Genomic DNA, 23,433 nt, shown 5'->3' with positions numbered 1-23,433 from the left:
CATGCCATGAATGACGAAATAGCTAAACTAGAGCAAATGGTCGCTTTGCTGACACGCAAAGCAGACCGTGAGCAGCAAGCAAAAATAGCCGCAGAAAAGCTACTGGATGAAAAGAGCCGTGAGCTCTATCTAGCTAAGCAACTCGTCGAAGAAAGCCTTAGCAGTATCCAAGAAAAATCCGACCAAGATATTGCCCTGATTAAGTTAAAAAGTTATTTGGAATCAATACTACTGGATTTCAATCAAAATTTTTTGCAAAAGCCGCTTTCAAATTCCTTGCTACAACTGCTGGTTGACGACCTGTCGGCCATCGAGCAAATTGATGCCATTGAACTGGTATTTAGAAATGCGCAGCAAGCCCAGAGCTTACTGCGCTTTCATACTGGTAAAGAAGTAAACTGGCAAGCACTACCAGAAACGATTAAATTCGGTTGGAGCGACGATTTTAGCCAGTTAACTGTCAACATCAGTGCCGATAAAGAGTTCTTGGGCCACTTTCGCATTGCACTTTCTGTACCCGAAAATTGGATCCACACCATAGAAAAGCAATTACTCGTATTTGGCGATATGTTGCTTGCGGCCTATCAGCGCCAAGCCCTGCTAGACAGAACCTTAGCAGCCAAACAACGTGCAGAACAATCTGAGCGCTCTACCCGAGATTTCGTGGCTATGATAAACCATGAGCTGCGTACACCATTAAGTGGCGTGGTTGGTTCAACTGAACTCATGCTGCAAACCCAGCTCACCGCCGAGCAAAAAGCGCTGCTCAATACCATGATGCAATCTGGGGAGTTACTCAAAGTCATCATCAATGATCTGCTCGACGTCAGTAAAATCAATGCCGGCATGCTGCAACTCAATGAAGCCGCATTTGACCCCTTGCAGCTATGCAATATGATTAAAGATACCTTTACCATTCAAACTCAAGAAAAACAGCTGGCATTCGAATTTTCCTATCAGCCTGCCATTCCACCAAGGCTTGTTGGTGACCCAGATCGTATTAAGCAGTTATTCGTCAACTTAATTGGTAACGCGATAAAATTTACCGAGCAAGGCAGCATTAACGTCGATGTACAGTGGAGCAATGAGATGTTTTGCTTTACCGTCACGGATACTGGCTGCGGCATACCACAAGAGAGCATAGACAGTATTTTCGAACCCTTTACGCAGGCGAATAATCGTAGCAATCGAAAATTTGAGGGCACAGGCTTAGGCTTAACGATTTGTCGTTTATTGGTTAGCGAAATGAATGGGCATATCAGCATAGACAGTGATATTAATGTCGGTACGACATTCAGCATTGCCTTACCTTTACGCATCGCCAAACAAAGTCAGGTGGCGACATCAACACCTGAGACTCAAATAGATATTAGCCAACTCTCGGTGCTAGTGGTTGAAGACAGTCATACTAATCAAATGCTAATAAAGCTGATGTTGGCTAAGCTCAACATCGAGCCAAGTATTGCTGCTAACGGTCAAGAAGCCATTGAATACCTTAACCACAACCAAGTGGATATTGTTTTTATGGATTGCCGTATGCCAATTGTTGATGGGTACGAAGCCACGATGATATTGCGCAATCAAGGCTATGCTAAACCGATTATTGCCCTGACCGCCGGCACAACATCCACCGAGAGAGAGTTATGTTTTGATGCCGGCATGGATGATATTGTCAGTAAACCCTATAAACTTGACGATTTAAGATGCGCGTTAACTCAGTGGGGCAATCAACCCAGTAAAGCGGGTAGCGGGTAGCGGGTAGCGGGTAGCGAGTAGCGAGTAGCCATTAGCCTATCGTTAATGATTGAGTACCCAAATACAGGGCTAAAACAGATCCGTCACCGTAAGCTTATCACCATCCCCCATGGCTGCCATTTGAGCTATCAATAACTCTCCACAGGCAATCGCATCAATTAAGGCATTATGTGCATTGTAAACGGGTAAGTTATAGCGCTCTCGACAAGCACCTAGTCTCAGCTCCCCCTCTTTAAACACCTCTTGTTGGCGCAACAAACGGCGCTTTTCAACAGCAAGAGTATCCACCGCAAGCAATTTCACTGGCTCGGCTAAGTGCAGGCTAATGCCCTGCTCTAGAAAAGCTAAATCTAACGGCGAGTGGTGGGCGACTAACAAATGTCCTTTCGATTGCTGCATAAACCATTGCATCGCCTGCTCAGGAGACAACGCATCTTGCAACTGGTTGTCCAAAATCCCGTGAATTACCGCACTTTGACCAACACTACCATCGATACTCACCAATTTATGTTGCGCCTTTGCCATCTGCAACTGGCCATTTTTTATCGGTACAATGCCAATACTTAAAATCTGATCAAATGCGGGGTCAAGCCCAGTCATTTCAAGATCAATTGCTAGCATTGGAATGTCAGCAAGCTTGTACTGCAATAGCTTAGCAAGCTCGGCATAGTAATCTTTAATCAATGGATGCTGAGTACGCCATGCGCGCCAGAATAGTCCCAGTTTTGACAATATTGCGTTCAATTAAAAACTCCGAGTGAACTTCAACTTCAACCCAGCTTGTGCATCATGGACCACTTTAAACGCATCCCTAAGCTGATGCCTTACTAATGAAGACAATTGCTGTGGCATAAGATAGTTGGACACGGTCTCGTTGTGAGTATATTGATAGCCTTGGTTAGACAAGCGCATGTGGGCGATAAATTCATGGGCATCGGCAAGGTTGAGTGCATCCTTACGATTAATGATATTAAGCTGCATCAGTTCGCGGATCCGCTTAGCGGTATTGACCTCTTTAATACCGGCAAACAACGCATATACCCGCGCGATGTCATTAATTAGCGCATTACCTTTGTGTTTTAAATCAATGCCTTTTACTTCGCTGCCATCTCGTTCTAAAACAAACTTCTTAAAGAACCCTAGCGGCGGCGATACCTGCAACGAATTACCCGCCATCCCCGCTAAGAAAATATCATTGCCCTTAGTATTTGCCAGTACATGATCTTGTAAACTGTCAAATAAACTGGCCGAGCCAAACACACAGCGCATATCAAAAAAGATACTGGCATGCATCAAGGCTTTTGGCTCAGGTTGCTTTACCCAATGTTCAAACTTTTGTTGCCACTGGGTCAACGTCATACGCCATTTGGGATTTTGCGCCATAATATCCCCAGGACAATAGACGTAACCGCAGCTGTCTAGGCCTTGACATACCGCTTTGGTCAATGCTTCAAAATAGCCTTGGGCATGCTCATCCATCTCACCGGCGACTAACAGACCGTTATCTTGATCAGAACAAGCTGCTTGGTCCTGTCTACCTTGCGATCCAAATGCTAACCAACAAAACGCCAGCGGTGCCTCACCTAAAATCTGTTGATTAAGCACAATCAAGCGCCGTGTTAGCGCATCAGTAACTGAGGTTAATACCCGGCCAATCTCCTCGGCACGGGCATCAGCACTGATGAGGTTTTGCAATAGCAGCGGGATCTGCTTACTGACATTAATTAAACTCTCTAGATTGCTCTGTCGCTCTATCTCACCAATTAGCAATAAAGGTTGTGTGCTTTGACCACGCAAAATATCGGTACTGGTGATCACCCCTACTGGCTCACCATCATCAATAATTGGCAGATGATGGATATTGCACTCGCTCATCAGCAACATGGCTTCGAATACCAACGCTTGTGAATTTAATACGGTGGGTGATGTGGTCATGGCTTGATGAACCGGTAGTTGACCGTCGTGGCCGAGGGCAATCACTCGATTACGCAGATCTCTATCGGTTAAAATACCTTTTAATTGTTGGTTATCAATGACCAGAACTGATGACACTCGATTATCGCGCATTAACCTTGCCGCATCAGCCACACACGCGTTGACATCTATAGTCAGTGGCTGCTTTGTCATTAACGTGCTAATGCGGTTGGTCGTTGCCATCTCTTTGGCTTTAAATCGACCTTGATGTCGCATTCTCTGGGCATAGGCACGATTAAAAAATCGATCGAACTCGCGACTTTCATTACGTAAAAAGTTAAAAGTATCGGGATCTAAGTGATACACCAAGCCATCTTCGAGAATTTGTATCCGATTGCTGATCTTGTCGCCTGACAATAGTGATGGAAAACCAAAGTAGTCACCATCACCTAGCCTATCGACGAGTTCACCATCTTGGTTACGCACCTCAAAAGCCCCGGTGCGCACGATGTATAGCTGCGGGTGATCTTCATCAAGCGGCACGTAGCCTGATGCTTTGCTGTAATAACCTATGGTCAACGCGCGGCAGCAACGCTGTAGTGCGGCGTCGCTCAAACTGTCAAAAGGAGTTAGCGCTGAGAGAAAGTCTGAGATTGGTTGCAGTTCGCTCGCATCCATAAGCCCACCTTAGTTAATGATATCTATGGCGTGCAGACCTTTCGCGGTAAAATTGTGCTCCAAAGGTCACACGCCCTAATTCAAAGGTAACAAGATTAACTAGCGATGCGTATTCGACCAAAGGCCATAAAATGGCAGCAAATAAAAAGGGACGCCATGAGCGTCCCTTAATCGAGCTTAGTTTGTGACTAGGTTTGTACCTAAGTTTGTGCCTTAGTGGTCGTGAGCTTCACCAGCCCCTTTAGGGAAACGAATACCTTCAACCATATCGACAACATTTTGTGGCACTGCTGCAGTCACCTTGCTTACAGCAAATGCAACGGCAAAGTTAATCACCATACCAAGCATACCAATACCTTCAGGTGAGATACCTAGGAACCAGTTGTCTGGGTTATTATCTGCAACATTAACAAACTTGAAGTAAATGATATAGCTTGCAGTAAATGCTAAACCAATCACCATGCCCGCAATCGCACCTTCTTTGTTAATCGTTCTAGAGAAAATACCCATAATAATTGCTGGGAACAGTGACGATGCCGCCAAGCCGAACGCAATGGCCACCACCGCTGCTACAAACCCTGGTGGATTAATACCAAAGTAACCAGCCATGACAATACCGAGCGCGGCTGCAATTCGGGCAAACATCAACTCTTTCTTATCGGAAATATCAGGCATCAGGTTTTTCTTCAATAAATCATGAGATACCGATGTAGAGATAACCAACAACAGACCTGCTGAGGTTGATAACGCGGCGGCTAGACCACCTGCAGCAACCAATGCGATAACCCATGCTGGTAAGTTGGCAATTTCAGGCGTTGCCAATACCATAATATCACGGTCAATCTTCATTTCACTTTCAGGACCTTTGGCATAATACATATTGCCATCGCTATTTTTGTCATCCCAAGTGATCAGGCCAGTCTTTTCCCAGTTCTTAATCCACTCTGGCGCAGTTTCATAAGCAACACCTGTTGATTCAGGGCCATTGATGGTTTCAATCATGTTAACACGTGAGAACGCTGCTAGTGCTGGAATCGTGGTGTACATAATCGCGATAAATACTAACGCCCAACCTGCAGATACACGGGCATCTTTCACTTTAGGTACAGTGAAGAAACGTACAATCACGTGTGGTAAACCCGCGGTACCAAACATCAGGGCACCAGTAATAAAGAACACATCAATCATGCTCTTAGAGCCTTCGGTATATTGGGAGAACCCGAGTTCAGCGGATAAGCCATCTAGCTTATCGAGCAGATACACGCCAGTACCATTACCCGCAGCATCGATTAACTCCGCACCAAAACCAATTTGTGGCAGTACATGGCCTGTCATCATCACTGAGATGAAAATCGCTGGAACCATAAAGGCGAAAATTAGTACGCAATATTGGGCAACCTGGGTATAGGTAATCCCTTTCATACCACCCAATACCGCATAGAAGAATACAACGGCCATACCGATGTAAACACCAGTCTCAACGTCAACCTCTAGGAACCGCGAGAACACCACACCCACACCACGCATTTGACCTGCAATATAGGTAAAGCAGATAAAGATGGCGCAGACGACAGCCACAGTTCTGGCCGCTTGCGAGTAGTAACGATCACCAATAAAGTCGGGCACCGTAAACTTACCAAATTTACGTAGGTACGGAGCCATACAAAGCGCTAGCAGAACATAGCCACCCGTCCAACCCATTAGATATACCGAACCATCATAGCCGGTAAAAGAGACGATACCTGCCAAAGAAATAAACGATGCCGCTGACATCCAATCTGCTGCTGTGGCCATGCCGTTCATCACAGGGGGAACACCGCCGCCAGCTACATAGAATTCTTTGGTTGATCCCGCACGAGACCAAATCGCGATACCGATATACAGGGCGAACGTTACGCCCACAATCAAATACGTTAAAGTTTGAACATCCATCTCTATACTCCTTTAGTCTTCGTGCACGTCATATTTTTTATCAAGTGCATTTGCCTTCGCTACATAAACGAAGATAAGCGCGACGAAGACATACATAGAGCCCTGCTGAGCAAACCAGAAACCTAGTTTAAAGCCCATAAAGTGGATCTCATTAAGTACATCTACTAATAAAATTCCGCATCCAAACGACACGAATGCCCATACCGCTAATAGGCTAAGAACTAGGCGTAAATTTTCCCGCCAATAGCCCTCAGCTTTTTCATTGCTTTCAAAACTCATAGCGACTCCCCTGTGCTGTTTTTTTGATTTAAGTCACAGTTAATCTATCAAGCGGGAGAAGGAGAACAATCAAGACCTTAGTCTAACGCTGGCGTAAACCCTGCCAAAATAAAAATATTTAACACGTAAAAACAACAGCTTACACATTGACGCGGACGTCAACCCAACAGTAAGTGGTCAGCCCTACCTTAGACTAAGGTCGAGTTAGAATTAGCAATTATGTAACAACTCAACTGAAAGTTTATTGACTTTACCTAGAGGCCTAGCACCAAACGGATCTCGAAATCAGCACAGTAAAATAAGGCTCGCTGCTTGATCAGGGCTAAATTGATGGCTCTAGGTCAATAGCATACGTAAAGTGTGGCTAGTACATGGCAAGAGTGGAATTTAAGGGCAGTCATACCGCAGCGGGCTGATGGCCAGATAACGAATAAAATAACGAATCAAGCAGCGGCTAGATAAGCCAAAAATATCTAAGCAACAGCGCTAAAACTAGTGTGCATATAATTGAAATATCAGCCAGTTTAGGCGCTCATAAACACCTAAACTGACAACTTTAACCTTGCAGGTTTAGCTTCGCTTTAGTAGTTACCACTACTTTAAGTTTGCTAGGTAGGTGAGTAACTCGGCTAATTCAGCAGCAGGTCGACTGGTATTGTTCACCATATATTGACCGTTAACCAAGATAGCGGGGACACCGCGAATGCCCGATAATTGCGTTTGGCTATCATAATTAGACAGACTCAATTGCATATCAGCTGAGGCCATTAACGCCTCAACTTTGTTAGCATCCGCACCATTAGCAACGAACAGATCGACAACTTGCTGTGGGCGCGTAAAAGGCCCTTGCTGTTGGTGAATATGATTAAATATTTGCCCATGCATCAACTTACCCATTTGCAGTTTTTGTGCGACAAAAAAAGCTTGTTGGCTTAGCATCCAGCTTTCACGCCCTGCCCCTACTGGTGTGTGAGTAAAGGTAATTGATTTATCCAACAGCTTGGCCACCTGTTCAAAATGCGGATCTTGTCGGTAACAATGACCACAGTTGTAAGAGAAAAACTCCCTAACGACTGGTTGGTTACTCTCTGGTATCCCTGAAACTTTGACAAAATCTGTACCTTCGACAAATTCTTTGGCATTAACCTTCGATACAGCAACCGACAGCAGACAAGCAAGCAACACAGATGTAAAAACAGTGGATAGTCGTTTCATTTAAGGCACTCCTTACGCCAGTAAAATAGTAAACTAATAAAAGAGCCAATCAGTGGCTACCGTTAGCAATGCTCTAGCATCACCATAGGATCTGAGTAGTGGTATTGGTAATTAAGCTCATTTACGATCTTCTGTCCACAAACGGTTTTATCCAAACTCGCGTCATTATCTACTGCGAAAGCAGGTGTGGGTAAACCTAGCTTCTGGGTTGCTGCAAAATAAAATGCTTGTTTAGTCGGGTGTTGTTCACCACACACGTTGAATATATTGTTTCCGCTATGCTGTGCCTGCAACACCTGATAGGTCGCACCAATACAATCATCAAGGTGGGTCATATTAACTGATAGGTTTGCCCCAGCAATGTCACGCTTACCGGCAAAAAAACGCCCTGGTGCACGCTTGGGGCCAACAAGTCCCGCAAAACGCAGTACAGTGCAACACGAATAATCTAAAAACAGCTGCTCTGCCGCTAGCAGGGTCTCGCTTTTATCGTCATAGGCGCTAGCGGACGTTTCATCATGACAACGGCCATCTGCGGCATAAACACCTGTGGTACTGACAAAAACAACTCGCTGATACTGGTGGTCGCCAATCAATGTTTTTAGCCTTTGTAAGCGCTCAAGGTAATCGCTTTTGCCGCTGCGAAGTCCTGGGGGAATATTGACAATCAAGGCATCTTGCCATAAAGCTTGCTGCGTCTTATTGAGCTGCTCAGATTGGCTTGTTGAATCATTGAAGGCACAGGTATCATCAAGATCAAGGGCAAAACCATGAATACCGTCTTCACTGAGCGCGTCGGCCCCTTGTGGCGTTCTTTTGGAGCCAAATACTTTGAGGTTTTTATCTAACAGAAATTTGGCCAACGGGGTACCAAACCAACCGCAACCAACAATAGCAACAGAAGTGATCATAAGATTTATTTTTACTGAATCGAAGGAAGGTAACGATACGCCATTACAGGCAAGATTTCATGCCTATTATTCAACGCCACTGAAATAAAAGCAGATCCCAGTGTCTGCCTGCAGTACTTTCATCGCACCTTCTGACAGCTCCTCAAGTTTAACCACCCTGGTCACTGTCACGCCCTCTTGGCTTAGAAAGCGTAATGCCGCACCACTGCCATCGGTTTCACAGGCCCACACCTGTGGCTGCTTCACTTCTTTCGCTGTCATCATGACCTTGCCGACACAGCCATTAGATAGCTCAACTAAGGTACCTGGTGGGTAAATCCCCAGAATTTTAACTAGAACTTCAATGAGTTTTTCAGTGTGTTTACCAGCACGATTTTTAAATAAATAGCCTAAGGCAATCTGTGGTGAACTGATTTCACCAGACCACAACTGTTTATCGTAGTCATTGGCTAGACTAACAATTTGCGTTGTCGTAGCAATTTTGCTTTCTACTAACCCATCCGGGTAACCAGAACCATCAATAAACTCGTGATGATGTAACACGATATCCAGCATAGGTTTAGGGTACAGGCCAGACTTATTGAGCATGTCGTAACCGAAGTTAGGATGCATCTTCATAAAGTTGGCTTCTTGCGCCGTTAATGCTGTTTTCTTGCGGCGGATAACATCAGGCACCTTAAGCTTACCAATATCATGAAACAAACAACCTAAGGCAATGTCCCTCATGGCCGATTTGGGTAAATCGAGCGCTTTGGCAATCATTAACGACAACACTGCCACCGAAATGCCGTGCTGAGTGACGCTGGCATCGCTCTCCCCAGCGCTCACCAATGCAAGATATGGCTTTTCCACTTCAAGCATGTGCTCTAACATCTCTTCCACTAAACCGGCTGCTGCGCGATAGGCCCCTTCAGGATCGCTTGCGACCTTTCCGAAAGAGGAGCGACTTTCATTGACGCAGTCGATAAAACGTTGCTGACTTAATCGCAGTGACTTACGGACTTGCACTTTAGGATCAACTTGTTTGACTTCAACCGGTTTATCTTCGACAACTTGCTCGGCTTCTGCCAAAGCTTGCTCAATCAACTCCTGTCCTGATAACAAAATAACATAGGGCACACCCAAGCTCTTGATCAACTCGATTTGGGTTGCATCTTTAATCTCTACACGATTGAGTAGAAAAGGATGGTTTTTCCACGACATTGGCAACTTCACCGTTATCCCAACTTGTAGTTGCGACACCGGCAATTGCATTGGCTCAGTTCGGGACACCAGAAACTCCATTTATTTGTCGGTAACACATTTGACCAACAGCCCTATGATAATAAAAACGTTTAAATTGATTTATCTTAATAAGATAACTATAGCTGATAGTTTAAATATTACGTCAAATGTCATAAAAATGACAAGTGACAATAAGACCGGCAAGCTAGAGATTTGTGAGTCAGCAGACAGATTTACAAGCGGATATCACTGGACAGAGAGCCACTGACAGTAATAATATCGAGCTAAATGCATTAGTAAAGACTAATAAGGATGGGTGAATTGGTGAACATCTGAGTTACCAAGTGCAGTCATTTTCGCCAAGACAAACCAACAGCAGTTAATTCGCAACATAAAATTCACAATTCTATTTTTGAACATTGTATACAATATTCATTATGCTATTATCTTTCTTGTTCTTTAGAGACTCATAGGCGACCCCGACTATGGAACTTTAAAGAGTGTTGCTGTCAATTGTCCTTACTGCTAAGGCGCTACATCTAACTTCATGTAGCTGTTTTAGTAAGGCTTTTTTGTTAACATTCCTGGAACATTACATGAAGAGTTTTCTTCATTTAGGTTCGTTGGCGCTGCTTATTGGCAGCGCCTTTTTTTATTCTTTTTGCCAATCTTTCAAATAATAATGTAAGCGTTTCGACTGCCAGATATACAACAAGCTCCAAAATAGAAACAGTGCATCTAGGCCAAAACTCCAGGTAAACAGGAATTGATTATGGATTAAACGTTGCATCAGCAATGCACCATCCACTGCCAGTAACAGCAACAACAACCATTTCAATTTGGCAAATATCGGGATAAGCCATAAGGGCTTGCGCTTACGCTCAGCGATAACTACCCCATAAAGTAATAACGCGCCAAAACCCGCAGCTAACGCCATTAAGAAATCGGTTTTATGGGGATAAAACAGTGCTACTAGGCCAGCTCGGTCACTGGCTTGTGTCAATGAAACCGCAAATACGCACCAGCCGCGTGCAATAAACACCAACATTAAATAAAGCATCGGTGGCGGCTTAATGTGGCCATTGTCATCAAGCCAAGTTATGTGTCCAAAATTCACTCATCTCCCCCTTATGTTACTTGTTATATGGAGGTAAATAACTCAAAAACAATGCACCTTGAATAAAAATCAGCATTGTCGGCCTGTACCATTGCTTTTATATAAGAAAAAACACCAGCTCAAAGCTGGTGTTTTTTACCGTCGGCTGACATCAGATTACTAGCCGTTTAATAAAGTCAGCAGTTCTGCTTCATCAATGACTTTGACGCCTAGATCTTGCGCTTTAGTCAGCTTAGAACCCGCAGCTTCACCCGCAACCAAACAATCGGTGTTTTTCGACACGCTGCCAGCGACTTTAGCACCGAGTGCTTGTAAACCTGCTTTAGCATCATTACGGTTAAGTTGGGTCAAGGTACCGGTGAGCACCCAAGTTTGGCCTTTGAGGGACAATTCATCGCCACTCACTTGCGCTATCTCTGGCCAATTAATCCCTGCTGCAATTAATCTATCAACCACTTCAACATTATGCGGCTGCGCCCAAAAATGCACCAGGTGTTTAGCGACAATCACCCCCACATCATCCACTTTGATAAAAGCCTCTTCATCTGCAGCTTTAATCGCTTCTATGGTTTTAAAGTGATTCGCTAAGTTGGCAGCGGTGGCCTCGCCTACTTCACGGATCCCAAGCGCATATATAAACCGAGCCAAGCTAGTCTGTTTGGCATCATCAATCGCGCCAACAAGCTTAGTTGCTGACTTAAGTCCCATGCGATCAAGCATTGTCATAGCCGAAGCTGTCAGTTTAAATAGATCTGCTGGGCTACTGACTAACTCTTTATCAATCAACTGTTCAACGACTTTGTCACCCATACCGTCGATGTTCAGCGCCTTACGAGATGCAAAGTGCTTAATGGCTTCTTTACGCTGCGCTTCACAATACAAACCACCGGTACAACGAGCAACGGCCTCACCTTCGACACGCTCAACCATACTGTCACAAACTGGGCATGTTTCAGGAAACACAATCGCTTGCGCTGTATCTGGACGCTTGTCTTTTACAATGGCAACAATTTGCGGAATCACATCACCTGCCCGGCGAATAATGATGCTATCGCCTACCATCACACCGAGTCGCGCGATTTCATCTGCGTTGTGTAAGGTAGCGTTAGATACGGTGACACCACCGACAAATACCGGCTGCAATCGCGCAACTGGCGTTATAGCACCAGTTCGACCCACTTGAAAATCCACACCTTCTAAGGTTGTTATCTCTTCCTGAGCCGGAAATTTATAAGCGGTTGCCCAGCGAGGCGCGCGGGCGACAAAGCCAAGTGTCTGTTGTTGCTCTATCCCATTGACCTTAAGCACCACGCCATCAATTTCATAAGACAGTGACTCTCGACGAGTCAAAATATCTTGATAGTAATCAAGCACACTCGCGGTATCACTGCACAATTTGACCTCACTACTCACAGGGAAGCCCCACGACTTAACCTGCATCAGTTGACCATAATGGCTATCTGATAACGGCCACGATTCTGGCTCAACAACCCCTAAAGCATAGGCGTAGAATGCCAATGCACGGCTGGCGGTTATTTTGCTGTCTAATTGACGCAAGCTGCCAGCAGCGGCATTACGGGGATTAACAAATACCTTATCGCCCTTGGCCAATGCTCGCTGGTTAACCGCATCAAAAGCGGCTTTGGGCATAAACACTTCACCGCGCACTTCCAGTAACGGCGGAAAATCATCGCCACGTAGTTTCAACGGTATTGAGCGAATAGTGCGCACATTCTCGGTGATATCTTCACCCACAAGGCCGTCACCACGAGTGGCCGCGCGTTCAAATACACCGTCACGGTACAATAAACTCACCGCGAGTCCATCTAGTTTGGGCTCGCAGCAAAAGCTTAAATCCGAACCGACTTTATCGACTATGCGTTTATGAAATGCATCAAATTCGGTTTGATCAAACACATTGTCTAAACTCAGCATCGGCTTCAAGTGGTTTATTTGTTCGAACTTATCTAACGCAACCCCGCCAACACGTTGGGTTGGCGAATCTGCGAGTATGAGCTCTGGATGTTGCTGCTCTAGCCCTTGAAGCTCTCGCAATAAACGATCGTATTCAGCATCCGGTATTGAAGGCGCATCATCAACATAATACCGATAGTTGTGGGTGTTAATTTCTTCGGTTAATTGGCTAATACGCTTTATGATTTCTTGCATTTGTGTATCCAAATTAAGCAAAAGAGGCCGCGAATGCGGCCTCAGTTTATCTGATTGATTTTACTAGGCAGTATGTTGACGAATACGTTGTAAATAATTTTGCTTAGTCGCTTCACTCCACTCTTCTCGGCCACCATCGAGTAGTTTTCCGCCTAAGTCATCAGCAAGCTGATGGGCAGAGTTGAGCATAATAGAGAAATTCATTAGTGGTTCACCATAGCAAGGCAGCGTCATAAATAACACCACACCATGGGTACTAAATTGCTCCATATCATCTGGGTTAAATACCCCAGGTTTTACCATATTGGCTAATGAAAATAGCACTTTACCTGTGCCAGCATTGTCTTCATGACGGTGGAAAATATTCATGTCCCCAAACTTGAAGTTCAGTGCCAGTAAACTTGGCAGTAGCTCAGCGCCGTTAAGCTCACCTTCGTTGGCAACCACATGCAACACTAATACATCTTCGGGCTCAGGTAGCGGCGCATCAATCTCTTCTTCAATGGCTGAGGCTTGTTCAATTTGAGGTTCAGCCACAGGCTCAGCTTCGAACAAACTTGGCTGCGCGGGTGCAGGTTCCGGTGCTAACCCCAAATCCATTTGCACATTTTCAGCTGCAGCATCAGAGCTTGCAGTTAATTGTGGCTCTTGTTTTGCTTTAGGTGCTTTTGTCGTTGGTTGATTAGATAATGAAAAATCAACTTCGGGCTCATCTTCAACATCATCGATAGCACTGAGAACCGGCTCTTGCGGCGACATTTGACCGTTGTGCGAGCTCGATGTGGCCTTTGATGGCGTCACTTGTTGATATTGCTCACTATCGGTATTTTCTTCGGAGGCCTTTTTAACTCTCACCTCACCAATACCATCAGCATCAAAGCCATCTGCATCTTTAGGTTTATCAGTATATAAACCCGACATAGGGTTTTCTTTTAATGACTTTGGTTGCTGTTTTCTAATGGACCAAAAACCATGCACAAGTACCGCGATAATGGCTATCGCTCCTAAAACAAACAATACCAGTTGCAAATTTTCCATTGATTACCCTGTGTTTCCTAATAATTATACAGCGTCGGCCATCGCCACCGCTTCATCAATATCAACTGCGACTATACGTGAAACCCCCGCTTCATGCATAGTGACACCAATTAATTGATCAGCCAATTCCATGGTGATCTTATTGTGACTTATATAAACAAATTGCACACTAGCTGACATCTCTTTAACCAATCGGCAGAAACGGTCTACATTGGCATCATCTAGTGGTGCATCAACTTCATCCAACATACAAAAAGGCGCCGGATTAAGCCTAAAAATAGCAAATACCAATGATAAAGCGGTTAGCGCTTTTTCTCCACCCGAAAGCAGGTGAATTGTACTATTCTTTTTACCCGGTGGCCTGGCCATAATGGTTACACCAGTTTCGAGCAAATCATTATCATCGGTCAATGCAAGGTGGGCACTACCTCCCCCAAATACTTTAGGAAACAGCACCCCTAAATCTCGATTAACCTTGTCATAGGTTTCTTTAAATCGTGATTTTGTTTCTTTATCAATCTTTCTTATCGCTTCTTCCAATCGAGTCAACGCGCTGGTCAAATCGCTATCTTGACTATCAAGGTAGTGTTTGCGTTCACTTTGTTGCTCAAACTCTTCAATCGCCGCCAAGTTTATCGCGCCAAGGTGCTCGATTTGAGCCTTAACACGACTGAGCTCTTTTTGCCGCCATTGCAGTGATTTACTTACATCCAATTCAGCACTAATCGCTTCAAGATTAATTTGTTGCTCATCAATCAGCAATTGCTGAGAATCAAGCTGACCTTTAATCCCCTCTCGACGTAACTTTAACGTGCTGATCGCTTGAGTCAAGTGCTCAATCTTTCCAAGCCGTTGTTTTTGTTCTACTCCTAACTGTTCAAACTGCTGCTGCAATTGACTTAATGTGGCCCTAACCTCTGACAAATCCGCTTGCTGCTGAGTTTGAGTTACCAACAAGCTAGCCAGCTTCTGCTGCATCTTTTGCAGTGCATCACTATCATCAACACTGTCGGAAAGCTGCAGTTTTAGTTTGTCCAGTCGCGAGTCAAATTCATCAAGTTGGCCTTGATACTGCTGTAATTGCTGTGCATGCAATGTTTGCTGTGATTGTAGCTGCTGAATATGACGCTGCTGCTTAAGAAGTTGTGCGCTTGATTGCTGCGCAGATTGCGACAAGGTTTTACGCTGAGCATCACAATTGGCAAGCTCTGCTGTTAATCGTTCAACTTGAAGCTGCGCTTCCTGCTGTTGTTGCTGGTATACCGCCAACTGCTGGCTATGGCTGAGGGCTTGCTGCTGCAACTTTTGCAACTGCTGCTGCCAAGTTTGCTGTTGTTGAAGCAAGTGTGTTTTTTGCTGATCAACCACGCGTATACTGGCATGCTCAGCTTCAATATCAGCGCGTAGCTGTGTCAAGCTCACTTGGTACTGCTGATGAGATTTTATCGCTTGTTCTTGAGCCTGTTTATGGCTCAGTTGCAGCGTCAATTGTTCGCTATACGCGCTACGCACTTTTGCCAATTGAATTTCACTCGCGGCAATACTGTCAGTTAGCGCATCAAGTTCTGCACGCAGCTGCACCAGTGATAAGGTATTAATTGATTTTTGCAGCACAAACCCCTGCCCCACTAGATAACCATCAGCCGTGATAACACGCTCATGCGGGGCAAGGCCAGTGACACGCTGCTTGGCGATATCGAGCGTCTGCTCCCAATGAACATCTTTTAACCACGGAGACAGGTTTACCTCGGTTTGCAGTCCTGGCCACTCAGCCGGTTGTGCGGTATTGAAACCAAGCTGGTTAACGTCCACTTCGACTTGCTGGGTCAATATGGATTCGAGTAGTACATCGACGGCAGCCTCCCAACCTGGCTTGACAGCAATACACTGCCATAAGGCTGCACCTTCTTGTTTATCAGCATCTGGCAGCAATTGCGTCACAGCTGCAGAGCGGCCTCGCTCTTCAGCAAGAGACTGTGCTAGCGCTTCTTCTTGAAGCTTGAGCTGATGACATTGCAGCTCTGTTTTTGCTAGTTGCTCGGCACTCATCTTAATTAACTGCTGCGCATTATCTTGGGCTGCGAGCTGAGAAGTAAGCTCATCTTGATAACGGTTTAAGTTTTCATGATGGCTTTGGGTATTAAGCTGGCTAAGTTGATGTTCACTTTGCTGTATTTGCTGTTGTAAATTGTGGCTTTGCTGCTCAGCATGCAGCTCATCTCGCTTAGCAACCTCCGTCGCATGATGTTTTTCTTTGCTGGTAAACTGTTGCTGCTGTAACGCTTCCCTCGCGTCGTCATACAGTGCTTCAGCTTCAAATAACTGTTCTTTGAGATTATCGCAGTCGAGTTGCAGCTGCGACTCAACATCAGTGGCTTGGGTTAACTCTTGAGCTAATACTGCCTGCGCACTGCTAGTGTCACTATGTTGCTGCGTTAACGCCAGTTGGCGTTGATGTATATCGGCGACCTGCTCAGTTAAATGCGCATCTTGCTGTACGGTATGTTTAATGGATTGTTCAAGCTTGGCAATTTCGGTGCTGCTTTGATAGTAACGTTCTACATACTGATGTTCATTTTTATCGAGTTCATCAATACTGAGTTTGACTTGGGTCATCTGCAACGATAGCGCTTGTTTTTGCGCATCAAGTTCACTCAATGACAATTGGTGTTCATTAAGTTGCTGGTTAATCGTGGCAGTTTGACTGGTAAACTCTAAGAACCGGCTAACGGTGAGCTCGGCATCTAATTGGCGCTCTGCCTGTTTTAGCTGGCGATATTGTTTTGCATCCTGTGCTTGTTCTTCAAGCTTTTGCAATTGACGTTGTAATTCTTGGCGAATATCCCCTAATCGCTCTAGGTTTTCTCGGGTATGACGAATTCGATTTTCCGTTTCACGGCGGCGCTCTTTGTAACGCGATATCCCTGCCGCTTCTTCGATAAACACCCGTAACTCATGGGGCTTAGATTCAATCAGCCGAGAGATTGTCCCCTGTTCAATGATGGCATAACTTCTGGGGCCTAAACCTGTCCCCATAAACAGATCAGTCACATCTTTACGGCGACATTTTTGACCATTGAGGAAATAGCTCGAATCGCCATCACGACTGACTTGACGTTTTACCGCAATCTCTTGATAGCTGGCATACTGGCCGGCTAAACGCCCCTGTTGATTATCAAATAACAACTCGACACTGGCCACCGATACCGGCCGCCTAGCGTTGGAACCATTAAAAATAACATCAGCCATAGAATCACCACGAAGGTGCTTGGCAGAGCTTTCCCCTAACACCCAACGTACAGCGTCAATAACATTAGACTTGCCACAGCCATTGGGCCCGACAATCGCAGTTAAGGGTTGGTTAAAAGGGATTTTAGTAACATCGACAAACGACTTAAATCCAGCAAGTTTTATCTGTGTGAGTCTCATTAAATAGAGTAAAGTCGTTTAGCTTTTAATCAGTTAGACTTTGACAACCTAACTAAGGTAAGTGAGTGTCCCCACTTTAGCAAAGCACGCCGCATTTTGTAACGTTTTTTATTCCCTAGATGCCATGCTAATGCTTGTTTTTACAGCGTTGCTACCGCACAATCGATACATATTCACTGTAACAACGACCTAACGTATATTTATGAATCAACCAGCTGCAACTAAACCTAAAAGCGGAGTGAACTATTTCCTCGATGGCTTTGCGCTAATTAAGCGTCCAGGGTTAAGAAGTTTTGTCTTTATTCCGCTGATGATTAACCTGCTGTTATTTGGCTCTGTGATCTACTTTGCCATTGGCGAGCTAGAACGGGCTTTTGCTTGGATATCGGCGCAGCTTCCTGACTATTTAAGCTGGCTCAATTTTTTGCTGTGGCCGTTAGCGGTGATCACTTTGCTAGTGGTGCTGTCATTTATATTTAGTTCGGTAATGAACTGGCTCGCCGCCCCATTTAACGGCCTACTGGCCGAAAAGGTGGAGCAACACCTTACAGGTAAAGATCTCAACACAGGTGGAACGGTTGATTTAATCAAAGATTTACCGCGCATTTTGGGGCGGGAATGGATAAAACTAAAATACTATCTTCCCCGTGCAATCGTGTTTTTATTATTGTTTTTGGTGCCTTTTATCGGCCAAACTTTAGCGCCGGTACTGTGGTTTTTATTTAGCGCTTGGATGATGGCGATTCAATATTGTGACTACCCTTTTGATAATCATAAAGTGCCATTCGATGATATGAAATTTGCACTGAATCAAACCAAAGGCAGCAGTTTTAGCTTTGGTGCAACAGTGACGTTATTTTCCATGATTCCCATTGTGAACTTTATCGTCATGCCTGTGGCGATTTGTGGCGCAACGGCCATGTGGGTTGATAAGTATCGTGTAGCCTATAAAAACGATGCTGTGGCTCCTGAATAATACCCCTGAATAATGACCCTGAATAACGACATAGAGACTATCTGCTAGTGTCTAAATACTAAAAATTAGACACTAGCGATTAGATATTAGCGAGAAAACAGCCAAGATATGACGGTTAGCGCGGCAACTAATCTCGTGCTAACCATTAAACCTGCTACTTTCAATCCCTTTGCTCGCTGTCACACCTTGGCTTTGAGTCTTGTGCAGCGAATATCCTCACCATCTAGCTAACTGCCATGCAATGGCCATAGTCCCTTGTCCATATTCCTTTGGCAATGGCCCTTTGGCATTGGCCACATCGTTAAACGGTCAACCCGATAACAAACTGCAACCAATAGACACCAATTGTAACAAATATAAGTTAAGCTCAGCGGCTGTTTGCTGGCAAAATAGCTGCAAACGATAACAAATTACCCTCAAAAGATTAGCATTAATTACACATGAGAAAATCAACCTTGTATCGCAGTGCAGTTGCTCTGCTAACTTGTTGCTTTTCGGCGTTAAGCCACGCCGGCAACAGCAGCCAATTTGCCATCGACATCCCCACTTTAACCACTGAAGCCACCATTGATGGCACTTTCGATGAAGCCGTTTGGCAGCAAGCGGCCACGGCGAGTTTACGTTTTGAAACCAGCCCAGGCGAGAACATCAGCGCCCCGGTTAAAACAGACGTGAAAATTTATGCTACTGAAACTACCCTTTATGTCGCCTTTAGCGCTTATGATCCTAAGGCCAAAGATAACCCACAAATAATTCGCAGTAACTATAGCGATCGCGATGATACCTGGGGCGATGATCTTGTTGGTATCAAGCTCGATACCTTTAACGATGCCAGATTAGCTTACCAGTTCTTTGTCAATCCCTTTGGTGTGCAGATGGACTCCATTGAAAATGAACTCACTGGTGATGAAAGTGATGCTTGGGATGGCATTTGGTACAGTGCAGCCACCCAGACAGAGCAGGGCTATCAAGTAGAAATAGCCTTACCGCTGCGGCTATTTAATTTCGATAGTCAATTAGCGATGCAACAATGGGGGATTGAGTTCATTCGCCTTTACCCACGCAGTCAAAATCATCGTTTGTCTACCCATCAAATCGACCGTAACAACAACTGCCAGCTATGCCAACTGGGTGTGGCACAAGGGCTCGCTGGCGCGAAAACCGGTAATGATTTACAGCTAACCCCCTCTCTTGTCGCTAACCGTCAGAGCCAGCGCGCCCTCAACCCGCAGCAAGCTTGGCAAGACGAAGACAATTTTGAGGCAGGGTTAGATGTGCGCTGGGGGATCACACCAAGTACCTTGCTAAGTGCCACGATCAACCCGGACTTTTCTCAAGTGGAGGCGGATGCTGGGCAATTAAATATCAATAGTACTTTTGCGCTGTTCTTCCCTGAAAAGCGTGCGTTTTTCCTTGATAATAAAGATTACTTTGATACCCAGCTAGACTTGCTTCATACCCGCAATATTGTCTCGCCAGACTTTGGTGCCAAGTTGACCAGTAAAGTCGATAACCACACTTTTGGCCTTATGGTTACTAACGATACCGAAACCAATTTTCTGGTGCCTGGTAACTTAAGTTCAGACATCGCGGAGCTCAACGATAAAAGTGTCAACTTAGTTGGCCGTTACCGCGCTGATTTATCTGATCAGTTATCGATTGGCAGCTTATTGACCGGTAAAAAAAGTGATGAATATCATAATTATGTCGCCAGTGCTGACATTAAATATCAACCCAGTGCTCAAGATACCTTCACAGCGCAATACGTATACTCAAATACGCTATATCCCGAAGACTTGTTTCGCAGTTTTTGCAGCAATGAAGACTGTAAACCCGTTCAAGATTGTGACTTAAGTGATTGCGGCGTCAATGAGCGCGTGTTGCGCACCCGCCAAGATGACGAGATCCAAGATAGCCTATACAAAGTCAAATATATCCACGAACGCCGCAATTGGTATGCGTTAACCCAATACGAATCGATAGGTGAGGATTTTCGCGCCGATCTCGGCTTTATCGATAAGGTTGATGTCAATAAATTTGTAATTGGTGGCGGTTACACTTGGTATCCACAATCTCAACCTTTGCACCGCATACAAGTCAGCGGAGATTGGGATATCAGCCACAATCAAAAAGGTGCGATGATTGAGCGTGAATCTGAGATCAAGCTAGAGCTAGAAGGCGCCATGCAAAGTTATACCGCCATGGGCTATGTTTACCGTGACCGTGTTGGCCGCCGTATTGACAGCTCGTCATTAGATATTAAGGACAACACCACCCTATTTACCGAAAAACTGGCTTGGCTTTATGGTAACTTCACCCCGATAAGCCCGTTGAAATTAGCACTGGATATCAATTACGGCGATGCCATCGACTTTTCCAACAATCGCCTAGGTAAGGAGTTTATGATAAACCCTGAGGTAGAGTGGAAGGTCAATCATGCCATTAGTTTAGATGCTTCGCACATTTATCAACATTTAGATGTTGATGGTGGCGAGCTATTTAACGCTAACCTAACCGATATTCGCCTTAACTGGTATTTAAACCTAAATCATTTTATTCGAGTTTCGAGTATCTATACGCAAATTGAGCGCGACCCTTCCCTGTATCTTTATCACCAGCCTAGAGCCAAATCTAGCCAGTTGGGCAATGAAGTTTTATACGGCTATAAACTCAATCCACAAAGTGTGTTTTACCTTGGTTATTCTGACGGCCTTATCAGCAACGACGAAATTGACAGTTTGACCCACAATGAGCAAACCTACTTTATGAAAGTTAGCTATGCGTGGCTGTTATAAAAACCCCCAACAAAAAAGGTGAGCTAATTACGCTCACCTTGTTAATCTTCTACCTATATTTATCTCAATAATGAAAGAACTCTCGCTAGCCTATTAACCTAACCGCGGTCAGACTCTGCCATGTCCCTACGCCAAGTCTTACTCAGGTGCTAAGCAGACTAAATTACGCCCCGATTCCTTGGCGTCATACAGCGCTTTATCAGCGCGTTGCAGAAGCATATCCACAGACTCATCGACCAGTTCCGCAATGCCAATACTGACGGTAATCGCAAGCTCTCCTGCGGTTGTGCGAATGGGCAGTTCAGCTAATTGCGCCCTGAATTTATCCAATAAAACAAAGGCCTTATCTGCAGTTAACCCTTTAAAGGCGATGGTAAACTCTTCACCTCCGAACCGCGCAACAACGAAATGCTGGCCAAAGAAATGCCGCAGCCTAGCAGCAAACTCGATTAATACTTCATCGCCGACATCATGGCCGTAGGTATCATTGACTTGTTTGAAGAAATCAATATCTAGCAGCCCCACCGATAAAGTGGTCTGTTTTTGGATGATCTGCGGCAGGTGCTCTTCGAAGTGGTCGAAAAAATAGCGGCGACTATAGGTAGACGTCAGATAATCTAAGTTTGCTTGTTCCCATAATTTGCGGATCATGTCCAACGAATTAAGCGTATTGAGTACCCGGCAGTGAAACTCTTCGTGCACAAAGGGCTTTTGCAAAAAGTCGTTGGCACCATTTTTAATAAACCGTGCAGATAGGCTTTGGTCATCGTCGCTAGACAAGCCTATAATCGCTAGCTCCTCACGACTAAATTGCTCTCTCACTTTCAAAATAAGCCCAAAACCATCTAACCTAGGCATATTGTAGTCAGTGATCAACAACTGAATGTCTTTTTGGTCTTGCAATATCTCCCAAGCAGACAGACCATCGTCCGCTTCTATCACTTGGTAGAGGTGCTGCTCCAACAGGCTGCGAACAAACTTGCGGCTTACCATAGAGTCATCTGCCACTAGGACTTTCACATGTTGATTGCGCTGTAATCGTTTAACGAGTGCAACTGCATACTCGTAACTAAATCGATTTTCTTTGAGGATATAGTCGACAATACCCAACTGCAACAAACGTGTTCGCTGATCACCATCTAAGCTACCCGTTAACACAATACAGGGAATTTGCCTTGCTAACACTAGCTTGACTATCTCTCCTTCTGCCGCGTCAGGTAGGTTTAAATCTGTGATTGCGACAAAATAATCATGTTGTTGTAGCAGTTTTTTCGCACTCGCGAGGTCTTCGGCATAGTCAACTTCGCATTCTAACTCCTGTGTGATTAGATGCTGCAAGATGCGTGTCACGACTTTGCTGTCTTCGACTACTAAAATTCGCAATTTATTCTCCTAGCTCCCCAGAGACCAACCGTGTTTACCTAACTTTGTCCATATGCGCTACTTATCGGTAAATCTACCAACGGGCTTTACACTCATTCCACAGCGGCTATCAGTATCAAAATAGGCCTTTGGCAATGGCATAAATTGTATCACTAAATCAACTTTTCACCAGCAGTTGATTGACATAGAGTAATGATTCTAACCAAAAGCTTCACATTGACGCGATATAGTTTGGTTATATGGCTAGCACATACCATTAAAACAGCGATTGATATCGTCAAATGCAATCGTGAGCGAAAATTAGCCCAACAAACCAATGCCGTGACAATCACTAACATGAAATTGACTCTCTAGACTGACATTGGCGTAAATTAGTCATTTAAGATATAACTAGCAGCAACAAGGGACTTTGCTCTTCCCCCGTTTTAGTGGACACCTTCTCATCACTTTGAGGAGGCTAAAATGCCTAAATATACCCAACCAAGAAAGACATGGTTTTACCCTGTAAAATTCAAAGTCAAAGCTGTCCAGCTAAGCTTAAGAGACGATGTCATGTCTAAGGATGTTGCGCTAGCGCTTGATATTCACCCGTTAATGCTGAGTCGTTGGCGAAAAGAA

General features: G+C 44.8%; 16 protein-coding genes. 4 read left to right on the top strand and 12 right to left on the bottom strand.

What is annotated here, in order from left to right:
- Positions 1–6: 6 nt before the first annotated feature.
- Entirely contained in the window at positions 7–1,755 is a 1,749-nt protein-coding gene (locus L865_RS0116960) for an ATP-binding protein (protein ID WP_028774337.1), read from the top strand.
- A 69-nt stretch (positions 1,756–1,824) separates the two neighbouring features.
- Here the strand turns inward: L865_RS0116960 and L865_RS0116955 are convergent, their stop codons facing one another.
- The 11 genes from L865_RS0116955 to L865_RS0116905 form a co-directional block, all read right to left on the bottom strand.
- Complete coding sequence (locus tag L865_RS0116955; protein ID WP_028774336.1) at positions 1,825–2,499, bottom strand: exonuclease domain-containing protein; 675 nt, start codon at positions 2,497–2,499, stop codon at positions 1,825–1,827.
- The gene (locus L865_RS0116950; protein ID WP_028774335.1) at positions 2,500–4,347 is read right to left on the bottom strand and encodes a DUF294 nucleotidyltransferase-like domain-containing protein; all 1,848 of its coding nucleotides are present in this window, start codon (positions 4,345–4,347) and stop codon (positions 2,500–2,502) included.
- 213 nt (positions 4,348–4,560) lie between these two features.
- Entirely contained in the window at positions 4,561–6,279 is a 1,719-nt protein-coding gene (locus L865_RS0116945; protein WP_028774334.1) for a sodium:solute symporter family protein, read from the bottom strand.
- A 12-nt stretch (positions 6,280–6,291) separates the two neighbouring features.
- Positions 6,292–6,558, bottom strand: a complete 267-nt coding sequence (locus tag L865_RS0116940) for a DUF4212 domain-containing protein (RefSeq protein WP_028774333.1) — start codon at positions 6,556–6,558, stop codon at positions 6,292–6,294.
- Positions 6,559–7,152: 594 nt separating this feature from the next.
- Positions 7,153–7,773: a thiol:disulfide interchange protein DsbA/DsbL gene (locus tag L865_RS0116935; RefSeq protein WP_037471446.1), complete on the bottom strand. Its 621-nt coding sequence runs from the start codon at positions 7,771–7,773 to the stop codon at positions 7,153–7,155.
- 62 nt (positions 7,774–7,835) lie between these two features.
- A complete protein-coding gene (locus tag L865_RS0116930; RefSeq protein ID WP_028774331.1) occupies positions 7,836–8,684 on the bottom strand; it encodes an SDR family oxidoreductase in 849 nt (282 codons plus the stop codon).
- Between the two features lie 66 nt (positions 8,685–8,750).
- Positions 8,751–9,956, bottom strand: coding sequence for an HD-GYP domain-containing protein (locus L865_RS0116925; RefSeq protein ID WP_028774330.1), 1,206 nt, complete (start codon positions 9,954–9,956; stop codon positions 8,751–8,753).
- A 604-nt stretch (positions 9,957–10,560) separates the two neighbouring features.
- Positions 10,561–11,025: a DUF2919 domain-containing protein gene (locus L865_RS0116920; RefSeq protein ID WP_028774329.1), complete on the bottom strand. Its 465-nt coding sequence runs from the start codon at positions 11,023–11,025 to the stop codon at positions 10,561–10,563.
- A 159-nt stretch (positions 11,026–11,184) separates the two neighbouring features.
- Positions 11,185–13,194: an NAD-dependent DNA ligase LigA gene (gene ligA, locus L865_RS0116915; protein WP_028774328.1), complete on the bottom strand. Its 2,010-nt coding sequence runs from the start codon at positions 13,192–13,194 to the stop codon at positions 11,185–11,187.
- A gap of 63 nt (positions 13,195–13,257) precedes the next feature.
- Positions 13,258–14,232 carry a cell division protein ZipA gene (gene zipA / locus L865_RS0116910; RefSeq protein ID WP_028774327.1) on the bottom strand — a complete coding sequence of 325 codons (975 nt, stop codon included), beginning with the start codon at positions 14,230–14,232 and terminating at the stop codon, positions 13,258–13,260.
- Positions 14,233–14,256: 24 nt separating this feature from the next.
- Positions 14,257–17,661, bottom strand: coding sequence for a chromosome segregation protein SMC (locus tag L865_RS0116905; protein ID WP_028774326.1), 3,405 nt, complete (start codon positions 17,659–17,661; stop codon positions 14,257–14,259).
- 202 nt (positions 17,662–17,863) lie between these two features.
- On the opposite strand from L865_RS0116905, the gene cysZ reads away from it, so the two are divergent.
- A complete protein-coding gene (gene cysZ / locus L865_RS0116900) occupies positions 17,864–18,637 on the top strand; it encodes a sulfate transporter CysZ (RefSeq protein ID WP_028774325.1) in 774 nt (257 codons plus the stop codon).
- A 440-nt stretch (positions 18,638–19,077) separates the two neighbouring features.
- The gene (locus tag L865_RS0116895) at positions 19,078–21,432 is read left to right on the top strand and encodes a carbohydrate binding family 9 domain-containing protein (RefSeq protein WP_028774324.1); all 2,355 of its coding nucleotides are present in this window, start codon (positions 19,078–19,080) and stop codon (positions 21,430–21,432) included.
- A 138-nt stretch (positions 21,433–21,570) separates the two neighbouring features.
- Here L865_RS0116895 and L865_RS0116890 read toward each other — a convergent pair whose 3' ends face one another.
- Positions 21,571–22,815 carry a response regulator gene (locus L865_RS0116890; protein ID WP_028774323.1) on the bottom strand — a complete coding sequence of 415 codons (1,245 nt, stop codon included), beginning with the start codon at positions 22,813–22,815 and terminating at the stop codon, positions 21,571–21,573.
- Positions 22,816–23,277: 462 nt separating this feature from the next.
- Here L865_RS0116890 and L865_RS24080 point away from each other — a divergent pair.
- On the top strand, positions 23,278–23,433 hold a 156-nt coding region (locus tag L865_RS24080; RefSeq protein WP_037471313.1), incomplete at its 3' end, for a transposase.

It is taken from the genome of Shewanella waksmanii ATCC BAA-643 (genome assembly GCF_000518805.1).
GTDB lineage: Bacteria > Pseudomonadota > Gammaproteobacteria > Enterobacterales > Shewanellaceae > Shewanella > Shewanella waksmanii.
Note: the sequence above shows the minus strand (reverse complement) of the source record. Positions and strands in the feature narration are given on the sequence as shown.